This window comes from Arthrobacter globiformis (assembly GCF_046536215.2).
GTDB lineage: Bacteria > Actinomycetota > Actinomycetes > Actinomycetales > Micrococcaceae > Arthrobacter > Arthrobacter globiformis_E.
On record NZ_JAWMWD020000002.1, the window covers coordinates 54,532 to 72,950 of the forward strand.

Below are 18,419 nucleotides of genomic sequence, written 5' to 3' on the forward strand. Positions count from 1 at the left end.
CAGTCTGTTGGATGGGTTAGAGCCCAGCAGATAACCGCGCCGTCGTGTCCTTATCCGGCGATCATGTCGCGTCTCTCAATTAGCGGTCGGGTCATCGCGGGGTGGCAGGCGGCCAATCCTTCGAAGCCGTCACGCGATTGTCCGGCACAGCAACCAAAGCCATACCCGCCTCCCCTGGGTAGCCACGACCCTACAACGGCCGAGGAACTGGTCCCGGTAACAACATAAGGACAGCAGCCAAAAAACGTCGTAGACACACAAGGTTCAGGAGGTCCGGAGCTCTGCGACGGTGCGCCCTGGACCCAACAGCCGGCCGCGCCAGCGGACGCCCAAAACAGTGCGAGCCCTGCGAGCACCATCTTTGTCCAGCCTCCCGTGCTCGGACGACCGGCCCAATCCGGGGCGAGGCCACCCACAACACGAACTTGATCGAGTAGGAGCGCCGGATCCTGATAGGAAGGACGTTGTGACTTCACCCGATGATGAGCTCTATGACATCCACAACCGGCCGGCCAACTGGGAACTGAGGGTGAACATGGCCCTCGGGCTGACCATCTATGTTGCCCTTACGGGTGTAGCGCCGCTCTTCCTCCTTCATTGGCTTGGGGTGCGTCAGTGGGCGCTGATCGGCATTCCCCTGGCCGGCGCGGTGACTGCAGTTTGGTTAGCTCTGAGGAGCCTGAAGCGCCGCGGCATTCAGGCCAAGGCCCTCTACGCAGCCCGCGGAGGGAACACCGCGGGAACGAGTGACATGCTCTTCGGCCAAATGAACTACAGCATTGAACCGGATGGCCGTTGGAAGTGGCCCGAGCAGAGGTACACCGATTGCTCCTAGACAAGAGCCGATGACAGCCAAGCGCCGGGCGGCACCCAACCCTGAGTTCGTTCTGCTGTACCGATCGGGGACGCCGACGTCGAAGATCGCGGCCTGGGCCGGTGTCGCGGAAACAACCGTCCGGTACCACCTGCAGCTCGCGGCGAAACAAGAGCCCGCTATCCGGGATGAGCACAAGGCGGCGTTGGCGCCGCCACAACCGCGGACCACCGAGGTGGGCTTGCGGAACCTTGCGGCCGTCCTGGCCTTTCACAAAGCCCAGGGGCGCGTGCCGATCGGCCACGGCAAAACGGCGCGGGAGCGCGCGCTGGCCTCATGGCTGGCGAACCGCCGCCGGGAGGCCAGCGAGGGGGCCCTCTCCCCCGTTTACCGGGAGGCGTTGGCAGTCATTCCGGAGTGGGATACGCCCTTGACCCGGAAGGCCCGGGATGCGGAGCGTTGGCAGCAGCGGCTCCAGGAGCTGCAGCGGATCCGGGCTGCCGGCGGTGAGTGGCCCCGGCACCAGAAGACGGACGACAGACAAGAGCGGACCCTGGGGGTTTGGCTGCATCAGCAACGGATCGACTACCGCGCCGGCAGGATGGACCCGACCAAGGAAGAACAGCTGAACCGGCTTCTGCCCGGCTGGCGGGAAGGCCGCGGCCGCCGCGGCGGCCGCAAACCCCGGAACGCGCCACGATAGGGCGCTTCAGCCAGGGCCGACGGACGCCCAGAGACTGCGGGCCCGCCGCCCACCTGTTTTAGGTTCCTGGCCCATTCGTTCGATGACGGCGGTGCTCCGCGGAGCGGCACTGGACCCAACAGCGAACCCCGCGCCCGCGGACGCCCGAATCTCTGGTGCAGCGCAGTTGGCCAGTGCTTTGCCCTGGCCCCTTCACGGACCCGGTGACCGACGGCTCTCCCCGTCGCGGGGAACCGGCGCGGGATCCGTGACACTGTGAGCTGCTTTCCCGTATCCGTGTCGTGGGGACCTCCGCCGCCCGGTCGTGTCTAGGGTCGAGGCATGGAAAGGGACGCGTCCGGGGAACTGAAAGGGCAGGCCTCGATCAATGAGCTGCTCGAGGAGCCCGTCGGGGCGGCCCCTGTTCAGCTGGTGCTGCCTATCCTGGTCCAGGTGAAGCCCGGGCTCTTCCGGCGTGTGTCCTGATTCTCCCGCCACGGCCCGGAGCCGTCTGCGCAACTGGTCGAAGGACGTGGCTTCTACGTGCAGGTGGCGAGGATGCCGGCGATCGCGTCGTGCTCGGCCTGGGTGATCCAGAGGTTGTATTTGGTTTTCACGTCTACCTGCCGGGTGGCGTATTCGCAGCGGAATGCCTTGTTCGGGGCAGCCAGGTGGCGGCGTCTTTGTCGCCCTTGGCGGCGTTGGTTGGCCCGTCGGCGGCCATGAGGTTCACCGGGTCGTTAGCGAGTTTCTTGCGCTGGTCGGCGCTCAGTTGCTGGGCACCTTTTTGCCAGGCGTCCGACAACGGGACGATGTGGTCGATCTGCACCGCCGTGCTGGTGTCCTGGCCGCGGACGAATTCGATCCTCGTACCGGTGTACTTGTCGGCAAGGGTGCCGGTGGTGACGACGCAGTTGTCCGTCCCGGGCTTGAAGGTCTCGTTGGTGAGGTCCCGGGCGAGAATGTCGTTGCGGGTGTCGCAGCCGTTATGGTCCGTATCGGCCCAGGCCGGCCCAAACGCCTCGCGGGTATACCCGGTTTTCGGTGCCCGGCCCTTCACTGGAAGGTGTTCCAGCAGAGCGGTGGCGTATGCTGCATCGTTGGCACCGGCCGGGCCCGGAGAGGCGGTATCAGTGCCGGGCGCGGACTCGGCGGCCTCAAGAGCCTGTGCGGCGGCTTCACACCCGGCCAGGGACCCCGCCAGCAGCAGGGCAGTCAAGGCGGTCAGTGTCTTTGCGGCGGTGTGGGTGATCTTCATGGTCCTCATGGGTAGCTAAAGATTCACGCTAGCGGCGCCTGCCGACACTCCCGGGGGAACCGGCAGCATGATGCCTGTCACACTCCGGCCCAGGCCTGCCGCCCACGCCCGGAAAGCTTTCCCGCGGGTGAGCCTTCATTCGCACCCCTTCGCTGGACGATCACGCGGCTCCCCACCCGACAGGCCTCCAGGTCGCGCTGCTCCTGTCCACGGTTGGGGGCAATCCGGGTTATCCACGGCTGGTCCTTCCTGGGAGCCCGGGGGAAGCTCCCGTCGGCAGTCGTAGCGGTGGGATAACCCGGACAGGATTGTCCCCGGCGGTGGGCAGCGGCCCTCCCCCGGCAGCGCTGGCAATCCCGCATCACATGCAATTCGCCCGGGGACTGCCGACTGTCTGCCCCTGCGCGTACACTCATTACTCGAACATATATTCGGATAAAGGTGTGTTGTGGGCGTTATTGTCGGTCCCTGTGTGATAGACGCGGGCGTTTCGTTGTTGTCGGTGCTGGTCTCTCCGGTGCCGGCCGCGGCGGGGTTCCCGTCGCCGGCGCAGGACTACTTTGATGGCCGGATCGACCTGAACGCGCACCTGATCAAGGACGTCACCAGCACCTTGTGGTGCGGGTGTCCGGGGAGTCCATGAGGGACGCCGGGATCAGCGACGGTGATGAACTGATCGTAGACCGGGCGCTGGAGCCTCACGATGGTGCCGTGGTCGTTGCGGTTCTCGACGGGGAGCTGACGATCAAGCGGCTGCGGATCACCCCTACAGGTGTGGTGCTGCAGGCGGAGTACCCGGCCTACCCCGACATCCATGTGCCGGCGCTGGCCGACCTGACCATTTGGGGCGTGGCAACGCGATGCCTGCACCGCGTTTAGGGCCGGCGATGTCTAAGCCGGTGTTGATGCGGCACATGCCGCAGATCGCCCACGTAGATGTGAACTGTTTCTACGCCTCCGCGGAGCGGGCGTTCGACCCCTCACTGGAGGGGAAGCCAGTGATCGTGCTGTCCAACAACGACGGTTGCGCTGTCACCCGCTCCCCCGAGGCCAAGGCCCTGGGGATCGCGATGGGTGACCCCTGGTTCAAGCTCGCCCCGCGTGCGAAGGAATGGGGCTTGGTCGCGCTGTCCAGCAATTACGAACTGTACGGGGACATCAGTGCCCGGGTGATGGAGCTGCTGGGCCGGTACTCTGCCTGGCTGGAGGTCTACAGCATCGACGAAGCCTTCCTCGGTGTCAAAGGCTCGCCGGCAGAGCTGCTGGCGATGGGCCGGTCGATGAAGGCGGCCGTCCGGCGGAACGTCGGCGTGCCGGTCTGCGTCGGGATCGCCCCGACGAAGACGCTGGCGAAGCTGGCCAACAAGTGGGCGAAGAACAACAAGGGCTTTGCCGGGGTGTGTCATTGGGATTCCGTTCCCGCAGCGGAGCGGGAGGCGTTGTTGGGTCGGCTGTCCGTTGAGGAGGTGTGGGGCATCGCCGGCAGGCTGACGAGACGGCTGAACGGGATGGGTATCTTCACGATCGCTGATCTGGTCCAGGCCGATCCGGTGGCCATCCGGGACAAGTTCAACGTCGTGGTGATGCGTACCGTCCTGGAGCTGCAGGGCACGCCCTGCATCCCTATGGAGGAGGAACGGATCGGGCGGGACCAGCTGATCTTTTCCCGGTCGTTCGCCAAGCCCATCACCACCGCGGCGGGCATCCGGCAGGTCATGAGTGTGTACGGGCAGCAGGCCTCGGCGCGGCTGGCCAAACACGGGCTGCAGGCCAAGGTCCTGACCGCGTTCGCCGGCACCTCACACTTCAACCCCAAAGACACCTCGTACCCGTCGGTGTGCGTGCCGTTACCGATGCCGACCGCCGACCCGGTGATCCTGACGAAAGCCGGGCACGCCCTCCTGCCCCGGATTGTCGAAGGCGTCCGATACGCCAGGGCAGGGATCATGGTCACCGACCTGCGCCCCAGCGGCAACCAGGCACCCCTGTCCCTGTTCGAAAACCCCCACGAGGAACGGCACATCGGCACCCTGCTGGAGGACGTCACCCGCCGCTACGGACGCGGGTCCATCGGCCTGGGCCATGGCGGGATCCGGGGCGGCCCGGATTGGACGATGAAACGGGACATGCTCTCCCCGAGATACACCACCCACTGGGGCGAACTGCCCCTCGTCAAAGCCGCCTGACCAACCCTCTGCACCATCCAGGAAGACAACAAGCTCATGACCATCACCCCAGAAGCTCCTACCCTCAATGCCCCGGTGGACGTTCGCTTCACCAAGGCCGGCACTCCCCTGGCCGTCCGGTACGACGGACGTATCTGGGCCGTAACCGAAGAACCTGTCCACTGGTTCACCAGGGACTCATGGTGGGAGACCCGCCGAAGCGTTCCCGTAGGCGTCGGGAACGTCGTCGACATCGAACACTGGCGTGTTCAGGTTCGCCTCGGCGGCTCCGACTCGCAGCTACGAACCTTTGAGCTGCGCCGGCAACCCCTAGCCGAGCAGTGGTTACTGGAGACCATCACTGACAGCTGAACCAACTCCTGCGTAGCGTAGGGCCATGGGAATCACGGCCGGGTTGCCGCCGGGGCTTGCACCGCCGGTAAAAGTCGCGCTGGCTCGCGCCGTGGACAAGATGCCTCGTGGTGGCGCGTCGCACAGGGACCTGCTGTTTGAACCCAAGTGGGACGGGTACAGGTGTGTTGCGGTTCGCGATGACCGCGGGGCCACGCTGTGGTCCCGGCAAGGAAAGGAACTGTCGGGGTACTTCCCTGAACTCTGCGCCGCGATCATTTCGGCCGTAACCCCGGGATGCGTGATCGACGGCGAAGCCGTGATCTGGAACCAGGGCCGGCTGAACTTCACCGCCCTGCAGCAACGCCTAGCTACGGGAGCAAAAACCCTTCCAGGGCTTGTAGCAGCGGCGCCAGCCAATTACGTGGCGTTCGACGTTCTGGCCGTTGCCGGTCACGATGCCCGGACCCTGCCTCTGAGCCAGCGGCGGGCGCTCCTTGAAGAACTCGCCAACGGCTGGAATCCCCCACTGTCCATCTCGCCCACCACCACGGACCTGGACGTGGCGGCACAGTGGTTCGAAGACCTGCCACCCACAGGGATCGAAGGGCTGGTCATCAAAGATCTGAATGAGCCCTACACGCCCGGTGCCCGCTCGTGGCTGAAGCTTAAACACAGAGAAACCCTGGACATCATCTGTGGGGCAGTGATCGGACCCATCCGCCAACCCGGAGAAGTCGTTGCCGGCCTCATCCTGGATGGGAAGCTGCGGATCGTGGGACGGTCCACGCCACTGAAGGCGAGGGACAGCCGGGAACTGGCGCGGTGGCTGCACCCTCCCGTGGGTGACCATCCCTGGCCGGCCAGGGTGAAAGGTACGGCTTTGGACAGGTTCAACCGGGACAAGGAGCCTGTGGCCCTGACGCTCGTTGACCCCGTGGTTGTTGAGGTCTCCGCTGACACCGCATGGTCTGGAAGTTCCTTCCGGCACCCCTTGCGGCTACTCCGCGTGAGGCCGGAGCTGTCCCCTGCCGACGTCGCGCTGCCGGACCGGCTTCACGCGGGTTAGCGGTCCGTGCGGATCACTAAGAGGTTTTGCCCTTCTTCGAGAAGCGCATAGAGGTTTTCCCGCGCTTCTTCATAAGTGTCGCCTGCCGCCTCGATGTGGTTGTAGCTTCCGTCCGGGTTGGTAATGGTGCCGGTGAGTATCACCGCATGAGTCTATTTGGCTGCAGGCTCGGCGGGCTCGATCAGCTCTGGCCCGTTGTTACGCACACTGTTGACCCGGGAGCTGACAATCCGAGGAATTAAGGTCGGTTCCGGCAAGGAGTCCAGCAAGTGCTGGATGTCGCTCTTGTCGGTCAGGTCCGGGTCGAGCCATTCCGCGAAGCGGTCCCGCGGGATGATGACCGGGGAACGGTCATGGACGTGCCCCAGGGCGTCCTGGGTGGTTGTGGTGAGCACAGTGCAGCTGAGCAGCCATCGTTCCGGATCATCCTCGGGCAGCGAAGGGTCAGCCCACCACTCATACAGGCCGGCGAAACCCAACAGCGGCTCATTCTCCGAGTACAGGTAGTTCGGGATCTTCTTCCCGTCCTCGGTCTTCTGCCACTCGTAATAGCCCTCAGCCGGCACGATTGCACGGCGCTTCACCGCAGCCTTCCGGAAAGACGGCTTCTCCAGGATGGACTCGCTGCGGGCGTTGATCAGCTTCGAGCCGATCTTGACATCCTACGCCCAGGACGGCACCAGACCCCAGCGGGCGATCAGCAGATGCCGGTCAATCGTGCCCTCATCCAGGCGTTCGGCAACCAGCGGCACAGCCTGAGTAGGTGCCACATTCCAGCTCGGCGGCGGCGGGCTGCCCTCCACCTCCTTGGCGTCAAAGTAGTTCAGGAGGTCACTCGTGGCCTTGGACATGACGTATCTGCCGCACATAAGCCCATTCTGCCTGACGCGTACTGGCCATTATCTGCCCATCGCAAGACACGATGGCTCCTAGTACTTACCAGCGTGTTCCAGGTAGAGGCCCTCGGGCCGGGCATCACGGTATGCCTCCACCGCTGCCTGGACAGACGTGTCCTTCAGGTCGAGAGAGTAGTAAATGTCTTTGATCTTGATGATTGACTCGATGCGCTGGTACTCGTCACCGTGTGCCTGCGCGTAGGCCGCCAAGCCCTTGAGCTTCGGCACTGAGTCACTCTGGTTCTGAGCGTGCGGGTCCAGAATCGACGCCACGACGCCGTCATCGGTCTGGTGGAAAAATACGAAGTCTGGGCTGACGCCGTGATGCCGCCGGTTCATGAAGTAGGGCACCTTCAGCGAGCTGGGGCCACCCGTTGGGTTGCGGTACCACGCAAGGCACCTAGAATCAGCCAGCTCAGTGTTGAGGACGTGAATCTCCCACTCGTTGAGTTTTACAGGGTAGTCGCCGGTCGGTGAGGAAAGAATATGTCGTGGCCATACCACTTCAGCCACCGGGAACGGTTTGTTGTCGGGCAAAGAGATGACCGACTGCTCCGGCTCGGTCGCCTCAGACCGCACCTCGTCAATCTGCGATTTCAAGGCCGAGGGTGCCTTGTTAATCTGGGTCTGGTATTCCTTGAACCATTCGACGATGGTGGCGTTGGCGACCTGTTCGAGCTTCTCCCTAACGCCCGGCTGGTGCGCCACGACTGCCACGGACATCATCATCGTGAATGTGTCGCCATCGACTCCGTAACGCTCATTCAGGTAGGCGTTGGCCATTGTGCGACCGATCCGCCGCTCCGCTTGGGCGAACAATTGCTCGACACCCTTGCTGTCGATCTCGACTTCCTCTAGCTGGTCAATCTCCAGCACGGCGTTACCGTCGAACAGCGTTGTGACTTCGTTTTCGATGAAGAAATGCGCAAGTTTGTCGGCCGCTCCCTGGAAGGAGTCGCTTTCGTCCAGCTGAACGCGCGTCTCCCTTAGAACGTTCAGAAGCCGCTCATTGGCAATCTTGGTGGCACCCTGCAAAACAGCGTTCTTGCCACCGCCCGTGAGCAACGTGGCAAAATTCTTGAGCCGGTCAACCTGCGTCCGGTACTGGAAGCCGGGAATCACATACGACGGCAGGCTAATCAGCAGCTCGAAGATGGGCTCGTCGATCTTCGGGTTGCGTACCAAGCGAACGGTCTCGTTCGTGAAGACCGTAACACCAGTGGCTCCCGGATTCTCCTCGTCCTCCTGCTCGCCTATTACAATCGGTTCTTCGGCGGCTTCCGGTTCGGGACTCGCCGTGCCGGCAGCGATTTTCGTATCCGTCCCTTCATCCTCAAAAAACGCGGCATTGAGATCGCGTTCGACTTCCTGCTGGCGCAGCCGCTCATCACGCAAACCCGTGTTGACGGTTGTGGCCCGCTTGGCCAGAGTACTGCCCGCCAGAGTCACCTCAGTGCTCGGGATCGGCGGCAGTAGCCCCGGGAGGGCTTCCGGTTCCTCGACCTCAGGGTGCACCCATTCTTCGCGAAAGGTGTCGTCACCCAGACGGAGGCGGTCCTTAATCTTTTTGACGCCCTCCTTGTTGAAACGAGGCAGGAAGCAGTGGACGTAGTTCAGCGCTTCGTTATGGTCGACGCGCCGGGCCAGAGGAGTCCGGATCATGCGGCCAATGATCTGGGTAATGGCGTCTTGGTCCTCAACTTTCCGGTAAGACAGCAACACTTCAGCGCGCGGGCAATCCCAGCCGGTCGTGATTGCCTGCTTGCAGAGCACCACTCGGATATCGAGATCGTCCTGAATGTCCTCGGGATTGGAGTAAGGGATGGCGTAGCTCCCGACATTCAGTACGCCGTGCTCACCGAACGTGTGGCAGATATTGCGAGTCTTGAGACCCGGCCAGGCTTCCAGTACGACGTCGATGATCCCGGTCAGCTCGTCATCCGTCGGGACGTTACCCACTTGGATGACCAGTGCCGGAAGCACTTGCGGCTCACTGTTGGCTGTGGAGTAGGCCGCCCACTCCGCCTCGTACTGCCGCACCGTCGCCACAGAGTGACGAAGCAGCGCAGACTCGTTGAAATTGGCCCCAAGATGCTCCGGCCTCGCCAGCACGATGCCGTCCTTGAGCAAACCCGATGCTTGCACCTCCTCGACCCCAATGCGGGTCGGGCGAACGCGGCGATGGATCGTATCCATGGCTTTTTCGAAGCGCTTCGGGGTTGCCGTGATGCCGACTATGACGGGCGCTGCTGGTCGGCCCGTCTTCGCGCCCCCGATAATCCTCGACACGATCGTGTCCCTGGAGCGCTCAGCCTTCATACCGACATGTGCCTCGTCGATCATGATGACGAACTTGTCAGGCTTGGTGTCGATCGTGTTCGACAAAGTTTGCCAGAACGAATACTCCCGCAGATCGCCCTGGCCCGCCTTGGATAGCCTGGCGCTCGAGTTCAGTTTCTGAACGTTGAGGAAATATACCTTGCCGCTGTCGAGCACCTTCTGGTCAAACGTCGGTTCAATGATCTCAATGGTGCCGTGCGAGATCTTGTCCGACGCGGTCAAGAATTTGCGCGCCGTCTGCTCGTTAAGGGACGGATCGTCTGACACCCAGAGGAAGGTCCAGTCCGGGTTCGCGACAACGTCTTCGGCGCCGAAGAGCGCAGTCTCGATCACAGCGGCAGCGATAACCGTCTTGCCTGAGCCGGTGGGGGCCGTCAGTTGCACCGCAGTGACCCGCTCGCGGCCGGTCTCGACGTAGCGCTCGAGTGAGTCGCCGATGTCTTCGAGAACATCGCGTTTGGCAACTGCTTGGTACCCGCGGAGTTTGAACTTCATGGAGTTTTAGCCCTGCCTTGTGTTGATTTCAAACGACTGAAGATAGTCCGAGTACAGCCGGACTGAGTCGATCCGTTGGTCGATTTGAACGTTGATGGCCTCGAACTCGGCCTGAGAGTTCGTGACGATGAAGACGGACCGGACATCGTCACGCGCATTGACGGCGTCCACGAACGGCTCCCACTGATCGATGTCGGTTAGCAGGCCGTAGTAGCCCTTCTTCGGGAGTGCCCAGCCGTCTGCTGGCAATTCGTCTATGCGCTCCCCTTCGGCACCGGCGCGCAGCCACAGGATCGGAGCGATGGCCGCGAACGCGCGCCCGAGACGCACCAGATGATTGTCCTCATAGGTCAGCTTGAAGAACTCAACATTTTCCTCGAAGCCTTCACTTATTGGGAATTCGTCGATAAACCGATAAGTGCCCTTGATCGGCGTCCCGGTCGCAGTCTTCCCCGTGATCGCAGCCTCAAGGCGCGGCTTGGTGATGTATTCGAAGATTCCGAGTGCTTCGTAGTCATCGTCCCCCGGCTCGCAGCCTTGTTTCCGCAGCTGCTTGTCTTCTTCGTCCGAAACAGCATTGTTGGTGACGATGATGGAGCGGCGTTTCCCGCCGTCCTGACGATTGAGGCGCATCACGGCATGTGCCGTTGTGCCGGACCCACCGAAGAAGTCCAGGACCAACGCCTCCGGATTCTCCTTGACGAAGAACCTGAGGGTGTCTTCCACAGCGTAGAGAGACTTCGGGAATGGGAACTTACGGCCTGGGATGAGCGACCTCAGCAAGGAGCTGCCGTAGGTGGCTGCGTCATGTGACGCCTGGTTCCAGACTGTCTTTGGGACGACCGATCCGTTCTCAGATCCGCCCCGCCGCTCCAGAATCAGGGCACCGTTTGCATCCTTGCCCAGCACCGCGATCTCACCTGAGGCGATGCGGTCCTTGATTGCCTGATAGCAGTAGTTAATGGCCCAACGGCCAGTCTTCTTGTTCTTCCGACCGAGCCGCGCGGTTCCCTCTGCCAGATTTGCCACAAAGAGGCCCCGACCAATCTTCCAACGTCCTTCACTTCCATCGGAGCGGATCGGCCAAACGGCAACTGTTCCGGGAGGCGGCGTGACTGTTTTGCGGTCCACCGTCGGCGGCAGCAGCGGTTCACCAACCGAATGAATTCGACTGGCCTCCTCATCGACGAAGAAGGTAAAACTGGTTCTCCCTATCTATACGGCGAGCATTCGTACCCCGTCGCAGCATCGAATCCCAGATGGCTCCGCCTGCATCTTCGGTTTCGGCATCAGGATCATCATCGTCAGCGTCTCCAACGAAGAGCATGTCGGTCTTCATCCGAGCCGCCTCAGCCTCGCCCAGGAAAACAATGAAAAGGTATTCGTCCACACGGGCGAACCCACCTCCGCGGGGGGATCCAGATGGATTTGTCACGCTCGTGACCATTTGGATAGTGCACCCACGGAAGACTTGCTCGAGCAAGAGCCCTGCACGCAGGTATTCTTTCTCGTCAATCGTGAAGATGAGCACCGACTTCTTCGGGTTGAGCAGACGCCTCGCCAGAACAAGCCGCTTCTCTATGAATGACAGCCACTTGGAGTGGCGGTACTGATCCTTCTTGTCGACGTAGTCGTTGTTATATTTCCAGTCCTTCGCTCCGGTGTTGTAGGGAGGATCAAGGTAGATGACATCGACCTTCCCTTCATAGGGATAGAGAAGCATTTCAGTGGCGTGAAAGTTCTCAGCGTTGATGACCGTGTGAAATGGCTTATCGCCACCTCGCTTGACCGCCCCGACACTCTGAAGGCCCGGATAAATTGGATCGCCGAACTCGCGAATAACGACGAGATCCGCGACCGGCGCAGTGACACGTTCAACGTGGTCACTGTTCCTTACGAGCACCGCATTGCCATCGTCCAGCCTCAACACTGTCCAGATCTCCAGCACTGAACCGTCCTTGAAGACAACCTTGTCCCCACGCTTTACCTCAAAACCAGGCAGCTGAACGGTCTCCGGCCGATGCTCTTCAAACACCAGGCCAAAGCTCGTCTTGGCATGCAGCCGAGCGATCTGCTCCTCAATCGCGCCCCTGAGCTTCTCGTCCGGGATCATCGCGATCAGCGTGTCGAGGTGTGCCACCCATTACTCCTTGAAGTCAGTCAGGCCAACGCCGCCCCGTGAGGCACCGCGCGGGCGTAATCGACTTTACCCGCCGCCGGCTGCAGGTTCGGTCGCTGACTCACTGGCCACCCTGCAGAAGCGGACGCGACGATTACTGGGCCATTGACTAACCGCAGTTTCTCCCAAATTTTTCTGGAACACGGTTCCGTCTCGGGCTGCCGAATTACCCTGAAGGCATGGCTGAGTCTGGAATTGAATCTCCCGAGCCGCATTGGCTGATGAGGATGCGTCAGGCCGCTAAGCAGCGGCCACGGACACGGTTCGTCAAGATCCGATGGATCGAACTGCAATACCTGCTTCGTGAGTGGGATGCACTTTGGCTTGCCGCCGGTCCTGCCATGCGCGAACGGCTCCGTAAGCTGCGCGAGACCGATGACTATACGTACCTGTCACTTCAGGAAATTAACGCCCTGCAGGCAACGCATGAAGATGAGGCCAGCGCTTAGCATCTCTGGCTGCAGCTGCGCCGGCCGTAGGTGCGGCCTGTCGGGCTTTGCCTTATGCAAGGGCATCCCTAGAGCTTGTCTATCCAGGTATCTTCCTCGCGGTTATCCCATGCCGATCCGGTGGCGGTTAGGTTGCGACCACGCACACCGGTGATGCGCTGAAGAATTCGTCGAACCTCGACGGCCTTTAGTTCGCGAAGGCTTGCGACCTCACGGACAACGACTGATTCAATCAATGCCCTGCGTTCGTCCTGGCTGGACACCCCGGCCTCCTCAAAAGCAGCACGAATCTCCTCAATCTGCCCCGGCTTGATCGGAAGAGGAGCAAGGACGTTGGAAGATGGGGCGGACTCATCTATGTCAAAGAGGAAGGAAGGCTCGTCGTACACGGACATCGATGATACTGCCAGGACAGAGGTAGGCAGTTCGTCTGCTGTCCGACATGTCCGTCGGCGACTCCTCCTCCAGCATTGCCAGAATGTTGGGGCGGGTCGCTGCTGCACCCGGTGTTTCGTTAGTCTGGATTAGCTCTTTGTGTCGCCGATAGGCCGGCCGACAATCGGGCGGGCTATCCCTGCGGTGGCGTCGTTGAGGAAATCCTCAAAATGTGAAGTGGGCATCTCAGGCTCGCTTCCTTGGCCTTGCATTCCTGAACTGCCGTTTGGCTACAGAAGTGTCCCGGCAACGGCGGTTGGCCGTCGAAGCAGGGAACCCTGCCTGCAAGACAACAGCGGCCTTCGACGGTACAGCGGGGGGAACGGAGCCCAAATCGCACGGCTCCCCATGGCTGCAAACTGCGCAGTCAGAAATGGTCGTTATCGACCCGCTCAGTTCAAGCTCGAGTGCCGCAGGGTGTGGCCTTGCGGCCGCGCTCCCCTACTGGCACGGCGCGCCTGCTTTTCTCAATCTCTGTATCGCTACTAAGCCGTCCTTGATCGAATAGCTTCATCGGGGTAACTTCACGCCTGGGCCTGCGGCGTGAAGCTCTCCTTGCTCGTTGGATAGCATGAGTCATGGCTTGGACGATCGCATAGTTGTTGCTCCATTGTGCCCCTAACTCGCGTTCATGCCATAAGACATGCCATACGTACTATTAGACGGGACGCCGATGCTCCTACTCGAACACCTGTCCGGGGCACAACGAGGCAAGTAGTTTGAGCTCTCACATGAACTGATGTGTTAGAAGCCATTGGTAACAACATGTAATGACGCACATGTGGCATAGCAGGAGAAGCGGCGAGAACACATGCGTGACACCACACGTGGCGCAAAGCGTTGTCCAAAGCATGAGAAACAACAGGCTTTCTAGTAGGACAAAAAATAGGACCCTTCGTGGCGCATAAAGCGCGACCAAACACGTCTATGCAAGCATCGCGTCTTGCCTCCCTAACAACGCACCGTGACATGGTGGGCATTGTGCGACGCACTGCCTGCCCTCGCATGCGTGTCACTACCCGTATCCAAGGTGGAGTGCACATAACGTTGAGAGCAGGACAGCATTCCAGTCGATAACTAGGAGACCATTCGGCCGATGGCACGATCACTGCAGACCCCCGTAAACCCGAGATCGCAAGCGACACGCGCCATTGACCGCGTCATCTCTCTGGCAAACGGCAAAGGTGGAGTTGGCAAAACGACCACCGCGGCCAATGTCGGCGGGTATGTGGCACTGGCCGGATCTCGCGTGTTACTGATAGACCTTGACCCCCAAGGCGATCTGGCCCGAGACCTCGGATATGAACGGCAAACAGGCAGGGAGTTTTTTCAGGCTCTCATCGCCGGCACGACGCCGTTGATCCTGCGCGACGTGCGGGAAAACCTCGACGTCATTCCCGGGGGCCAAGACCTCGAAGACATTCAGGGCCTCATGGTTTCCCGCTCGAGCAGGTCCGACGCCGGCGACTTCGGCGACATGCTTTACGCCGTCCTGGCGCCCCTGGCAGATGACTACGACTTGATTCTTATCGACACCCCGCCGGGGGAGCGGATTCTTGTAGAAGGCGCCTTCGCAATTTCCAGCGCTGTCGTCATCCCCACCCGCTCAGACGATGCGAGCATCGACGGCGTCGAACGTGTAGCTCGACGGTTTATGGCCGTCCGCGACCGGAACCCATCGCTGCAGTTGGCTGGCATTGTCCTGTTCGGTGTTGGACCACGCTCTCTGCGCTTGGAACGAAGTGTCCGGGACACCCTAGAAGAGATGCTTGGCACCGTTGCCCCGGTCTTTGAAACTCGTATCAGGAATCTTGAGAGCGCAAGCGCCGACGCCCGCCGTAAGGGTTTACTCTTCCACGAGCTTGAAGGTGCCGTTACGGACGCTCAAAAGAACCGTCTGAAAGCGCTCCGTGCAGGAGAAAAGCCCTCGGATGGGTTCTTCTCCCGCAATGCCGGGGGGCTTGCTGAAGAATATGAGCAGCTGACAGGCGAAATCCTCGCCCGACTGAACGAAATCGAAAGCGGGAACCAGGCATGAGCGGCAGGCAAAGCCTCGCCGGGGCATTCGCGCCTGTAACGACTACCCGCGGTGCAGCACTCCAAGGCTTGTTGGCTCCAAAGCGGGGGAGGGGAGCCACTGCCGCGGAACCAAGGCCCGAAGAGACTACGGAGGCACCGGCCGAAGGACTGGTCCAAGCGCCGCCAGCAGAAACACGCGACCCGGCTGGAACGAGATTACCTGCCGGGGGCCCGCCGACGGATAGTCCGCCCACTCAAAAGAAACGCCTTAGGGAGACGCGCCATGACTTGGCAGGGGAGCGGGAGGAGCCCGAAACCGCATCTGCCAAGGCCTCAAAGGACGCTGGTGGGCAGCAACCTGTTGCTAAAAAGGCAGCTAACTCGACCCGAGCTTCCCAACTGGTTTCGGGGGCACTGCGCAATGTAGGAGTCTACTTACCTCCGGAGCTCCTCGCTCAAGTAAAGGACGCCGTTTACCAAAAACGGACGACGTACGCAGACTTGCTAATTGATGCCTTCGAAGCGGTCGACGACAAGCAGATCGCCAAGGAGTTCACCACGGAGACCGTACTAACCAGATCGGGCATGCCGCGCCGAGCCCCGCGGAAGCGAGGAGAGGCGGGCATTCAGATCCAGCTCCGTCTCGACGGCTTGCAAGTGGCCTGGCTCGATGAAAAGGTCACGGAATTCGACGCACCGTCACGCAGTGCCTTGGTCTCGATCGTGTTCAAGCTATATATCCAGGATTCATCGGAGTGATGTTGCTGCATCTTCCGACTTAGGGCGCAAGGGGATAAATCCCGCCTTTGTTATGGCTTGAACTATGGCATGGCTTATGGCACGAAATCGGAAACCACCGAGGTGAACAGGCCGCAGCGCCAACGGAACTGACATCTACCAAGCCTTGACCTAGACCTTATCCGGTTCTACGGAAGGCCATGTCGGACAACGACCATTCGTCAGGTGGCCCCTCAAACATGTCCCACGGATAGTCATCGTCGGGGGAGAGCAGCTCGGCGACGGTGTTGAGGTTTTTAGCGAGCCATTCGCGCCAGATGATGCGATCGTTGCGGTAGCGCTGTATCTGAACAGCAACAGCTTCCAAGACCCCGAAGTGTTCCGCGAGCTGCCTCAGTGAGGTCGCGGCGACGGTGAACCATGAGCGCGCGCCGTCGCGTGTAATAAGGTTCCAGCCGGCGAGGACTTCGAGGGCTTCATGTACCGCAGACCGGGACAACCTGGTAACGCTGACGATTCCGGTGGTGGACAGGCCGGGGGAGTGCTCCAGTGCTTCGTAGACGAATGCCGCCGGCAAACCCAGTTCCCGAAAGACCGGCCGGAGGGCGTGGATCTTACCTTTCTGCCAGGTGGCGTCTTCAGCCGCGATCTTGAGCTCCTCGGGGATGGTAAGCATGTACAAGTCGCCCTTTGTTCCACGGGCTTCTTCAATCAAGGTGACCATAGGATCCTTCTCGGAACGTAACTCCCGCAGGTGAAGACCTACGGTGGTGTGATCGAGACCGGTGGCCACGGCAATGGAGCGGACGCCAAATTCGATGAAGCGCGATGCTGTCATATGGGCTGCCTCTCCCAGCGCCCGCAGCACCATCCTTCTGGCCATCCCTGTCCTGGATTGTTGGTAGTTCACTTCCCTGATCCTGAGCGCATTTCGCCAGGTCCGGATGAACCGATGCTCTGCATCGGGATTTGAAGTTGGGTTTGAACCCTTTATCCCTGCCCCCTGTGTATTTGGCTGGCTTGTGGGGGATCTGCGGACATTGTCTTTCCCGTCTCCAGTGGTCGGGTTTTTGCTGAGGTAGGTGAGGGCGTTCATCCAGTCCCGTCGCAGGGCTGGGAGCCGGTGCCGGGCGGTGTACCGGGCGTAGAAGGAGGCAAGCCCGGGCCAGGTTCCCTGCAGCATCCGACGTTCCACATCGATCAGCTCGAGGCCGGCCGCTGCGGCGCCAACAATGACCGCCTGTCGTGCCTCGGAGTCTGTGGCGTAGCTGTTCGAGTCGTACAACCCCGTCTGTGCGAGTACCTGCATGGTCCGGGACATGCGGCCAGCAGAGTGGTTGGTCGCGGGCGGGTCGGATGTGACAGGCGTGAAGGTGTCCTCCTGGCGGAGGGCCCGGACTGCCTTGATCTCGGCGGCCAGGTCCTTGGTCATCGCCGCCCAGACCGTTGGACTGTTGGGACGGCGGACGATGTCGTAGGCCATGGACAAGCTCATTGCCAGCTCCTGGTAACCGCCGCGCTTGTGCGGTGAGCCGGGAGTTCGCATGCAGCCGTGGAGCAGGTTCTGGTGCGGGGTCTTGTCCAGGGTCCGGTAGCGGGTGCCCAGCGCCTCGACAAGATCACGCGCTTCAGAGAAGGCGACCCGCTGCGCCAGCGGGACGTAGACGTGGCGGCCGCCGTTGGGGGAGTAGTCCTCGATCCAGCGGGCACCCACCGAGTGCAGCCAGGTCTCGACGGCTCGAACGTCGGCCTGAACCCAGTCCTGGCCAGCTACTGAGGAGTCGAAGTCAAGGAAGATTGCAGCGCAGGTCCCGTCCTTACCAAAAATCCGGACCGCGGCCGGAACAGAAGGAAGAGCCTCCGTGAGGTTTCGTTCATGTTTTTGCGGATACGACTTGCCCGCGTCCTTTGAAAGCCGAACCCGCGGCTGGCCGGCCAGCCGCGGTGTTAGAGCTGCCCATGCTTTAGATGCTGTGTCTCGTTGATTTGACACGCCTCTAGCTGGGCATGCTGGAAGCACGGAGATGTACTGATGTACGATGTGAGTAATCCTTTCGGGGATTGAGGTACGAAAAAGGGCCGATCCTGCCAGATCGGTTTTATAGCAACACAAGGGATGGCCTTCTCGGGCCCTCCACGACTTACAATCTGATCCGCCGGCAAGCAATCCAGAGGGTAAGTCTCAAGCTTCGAAGGCCCGCCTAGTGCGGGCCTTCTTTTGTTATGAGGCGATGCGGATGGGCAGCTCCTGCTGATAGTCGTCCTGGTCGAGGGCGGCCAGATCTTCCTTCAGTTGTGGCTCGACAACGGACAGAAGGTATTCCGTGACGGTCAGGCCCTTATGGGCTGCCACTTTGGCGATACCGTCAGCGGTGGGTTCGGGTGAGCGAAAACCAATGAACTTACGCAGGCCTTTGCTGGGGCGCCCGCCGCCTCGATTAACTGCTACTGCCGTCATTTGCTTGTCCTTTGATTTTGTAGCCGCGTAAACGGCTACAGCTTCATCGTTGTATTGCCTGCCACCAAGAC

Annotated in this window: 16 protein-coding genes and 3 pseudogenes; 10 read left to right on the forward strand and 9 right to left on the reverse strand. The window is 61.2% G+C overall.

The features are described 5' to 3' along the window. Positions 1 to 466: 466 nt before the first annotated feature. From R5O87_RS23140 to R5O87_RS23150, 3 genes are all read left to right on the forward strand, one after another. A complete protein-coding gene (locus tag R5O87_RS23140; protein ID WP_410554711.1) occupies positions 467 to 835 on the forward strand; it encodes a hypothetical protein in 369 nt (122 codons plus the stop codon). Positions 836 to 845: 10 nt separating this feature from the next. Further along, positions 846 to 1,517, forward strand: coding sequence for a helicase associated domain-containing protein (locus tag R5O87_RS23145; protein WP_462836451.1), 672 nt, complete (start codon positions 846 to 848; stop codon positions 1,515 to 1,517). 321 nt (positions 1,518 to 1,838) lie between these two features. Next, on the forward strand, positions 1,839 to 1,982 hold the full coding sequence (locus R5O87_RS23150; protein WP_410554713.1) for a hypothetical protein: 144 nt from the start codon (positions 1,839 to 1,841) through the stop codon (positions 1,980 to 1,982). A gap of 53 nt (positions 1,983 to 2,035) precedes the next feature. On the opposite strand, the pseudogene R5O87_RS23155 reads toward R5O87_RS23150, so the two are convergent. Beyond that, a pseudogene (locus R5O87_RS23155) lies at positions 2,036 to 2,754 on the reverse strand (HNH endonuclease family protein). 448 nt (positions 2,755 to 3,202) lie between these two features. Here R5O87_RS23155 and R5O87_RS23160 point away from each other — a divergent pair. The 4 genes and pseudogenes from R5O87_RS23160 to R5O87_RS23175 all read left to right on the forward strand — a co-directional run bounded on the left by R5O87_RS23160 (position 3,203) and on the right by R5O87_RS23175 (position 6,339). Next, positions 3,203 to 3,633, forward strand: a pseudogene (locus R5O87_RS23160) (LexA family protein). Positions 3,634 to 3,641: 8 nt separating this feature from the next. Further along, on the forward strand, positions 3,642 to 4,940 hold the full coding sequence (locus R5O87_RS23165) for a Y-family DNA polymerase (RefSeq protein ID WP_462836452.1): 1,299 nt from the start codon (positions 3,642 to 3,644) through the stop codon (positions 4,938 to 4,940). 36 nt (positions 4,941 to 4,976) lie between these two features. Further along, positions 4,977 to 5,291 (forward strand): hypothetical protein, encoded by a 315-nt coding sequence (locus R5O87_RS23170; protein WP_410554715.1) that lies wholly within the window; start codon positions 4,977 to 4,979, stop codon positions 5,289 to 5,291. 25 nt (positions 5,292 to 5,316) lie between these two features. After that, the gene (locus R5O87_RS23175) at positions 5,317 to 6,339 is read left to right on the forward strand and encodes an ATP-dependent DNA ligase (RefSeq protein ID WP_410554716.1); all 1,023 of its coding nucleotides are present in this window, start codon (positions 5,317 to 5,319) and stop codon (positions 6,337 to 6,339) included. Here the strand turns inward: R5O87_RS23175 and R5O87_RS23180 are convergent. The 5 genes and pseudogenes from R5O87_RS23180 to R5O87_RS23200 all read right to left on the reverse strand — a co-directional run bounded on the left by R5O87_RS23180 (position 6,336) and on the right by R5O87_RS23200 (position 12,210). Beyond that, a complete protein-coding gene (locus R5O87_RS23180) occupies positions 6,336 to 6,482 on the reverse strand; it encodes a hypothetical protein (RefSeq protein ID WP_410554717.1) in 147 nt (48 codons plus the stop codon). The genes R5O87_RS23175 and R5O87_RS23180 overlap by 4 nt on opposite strands. Positions 6,483 to 6,491: 9 nt before the next feature. Next, positions 6,492 to 7,208: pseudogene (locus tag R5O87_RS23185) on the reverse strand (SOS response-associated peptidase). Between the two features lie 60 nt (positions 7,209 to 7,268). Further along, positions 7,269 to 10,070: a DEAD/DEAH box helicase gene (locus R5O87_RS23190; RefSeq protein ID WP_410554718.1), complete on the reverse strand. Its 2,802-nt coding sequence runs from the start codon at positions 10,068 to 10,070 to the stop codon at positions 7,269 to 7,271. A gap of 6 nt (positions 10,071 to 10,076) precedes the next feature. After that, positions 10,077 to 11,099, reverse strand: a complete 1,023-nt coding sequence (locus R5O87_RS23195) for a DNA methyltransferase (RefSeq protein WP_410554719.1) — start codon at positions 11,097 to 11,099, stop codon at positions 10,077 to 10,079. 151 nt (positions 11,100 to 11,250) lie between these two features. Further along, positions 11,251 to 12,210: a DNA methyltransferase gene (locus R5O87_RS23200; protein ID WP_410554720.1), complete on the reverse strand. Its 960-nt coding sequence runs from the start codon at positions 12,208 to 12,210 to the stop codon at positions 11,251 to 11,253. Positions 12,211 to 12,428: 218 nt separating this feature from the next. Here R5O87_RS23200 and R5O87_RS23205 point away from each other — a divergent pair, with 218 nt between their 5' ends. Further along, positions 12,429 to 12,698, forward strand: a complete 270-nt coding sequence (locus R5O87_RS23205; protein WP_410554721.1) for a hypothetical protein — start codon at positions 12,429 to 12,431, stop codon at positions 12,696 to 12,698. Positions 12,699 to 12,766: 68 nt separating this feature from the next. Here the strand turns inward: R5O87_RS23205 and R5O87_RS23210 are convergent, their stop codons facing one another. Then, on the reverse strand, positions 12,767 to 13,093 hold the full coding sequence (locus tag R5O87_RS23210; protein WP_410554722.1) for a hypothetical protein: 327 nt from the start codon (positions 13,091 to 13,093) through the stop codon (positions 12,767 to 12,769). Positions 13,094 to 14,229: 1,136 nt separating this feature from the next. Here R5O87_RS23210 and R5O87_RS23215 point away from each other — a divergent pair. Both R5O87_RS23215 and R5O87_RS23220 read left to right on the forward strand, forming a co-directional pair. Beyond that, positions 14,230 to 15,171 carry a ParA family protein gene (locus R5O87_RS23215; protein WP_410554723.1) on the forward strand — a complete coding sequence of 314 codons (942 nt, stop codon included), beginning with the start codon at positions 14,230 to 14,232 and terminating at the stop codon, positions 15,169 to 15,171. A gap of 269 nt (positions 15,172 to 15,440) precedes the next feature. Further along, positions 15,441 to 15,911, forward strand: coding sequence for a hypothetical protein (locus tag R5O87_RS23220; RefSeq protein WP_410554724.1), 471 nt, complete (start codon positions 15,441 to 15,443; stop codon positions 15,909 to 15,911). 157 nt (positions 15,912 to 16,068) lie between these two features. On the opposite strand, the gene R5O87_RS23225 is transcribed toward R5O87_RS23220, so the two are convergent. After that, positions 16,069 to 17,910 (reverse strand): MarR family transcriptional regulator, encoded by a 1,842-nt coding sequence (locus R5O87_RS23225; RefSeq protein WP_462836456.1) that lies wholly within the window; start codon positions 17,908 to 17,910, stop codon positions 16,069 to 16,071. A 201-nt stretch (positions 17,911 to 18,111) separates the two neighbouring features. Continuing rightward, positions 18,112 to 18,348, reverse strand: coding sequence for a hypothetical protein (locus R5O87_RS23230; RefSeq protein WP_138605593.1), 237 nt, complete (start codon positions 18,346 to 18,348; stop codon positions 18,112 to 18,114). Positions 18,349 to 18,419 lie beyond the last annotated feature (71 nt).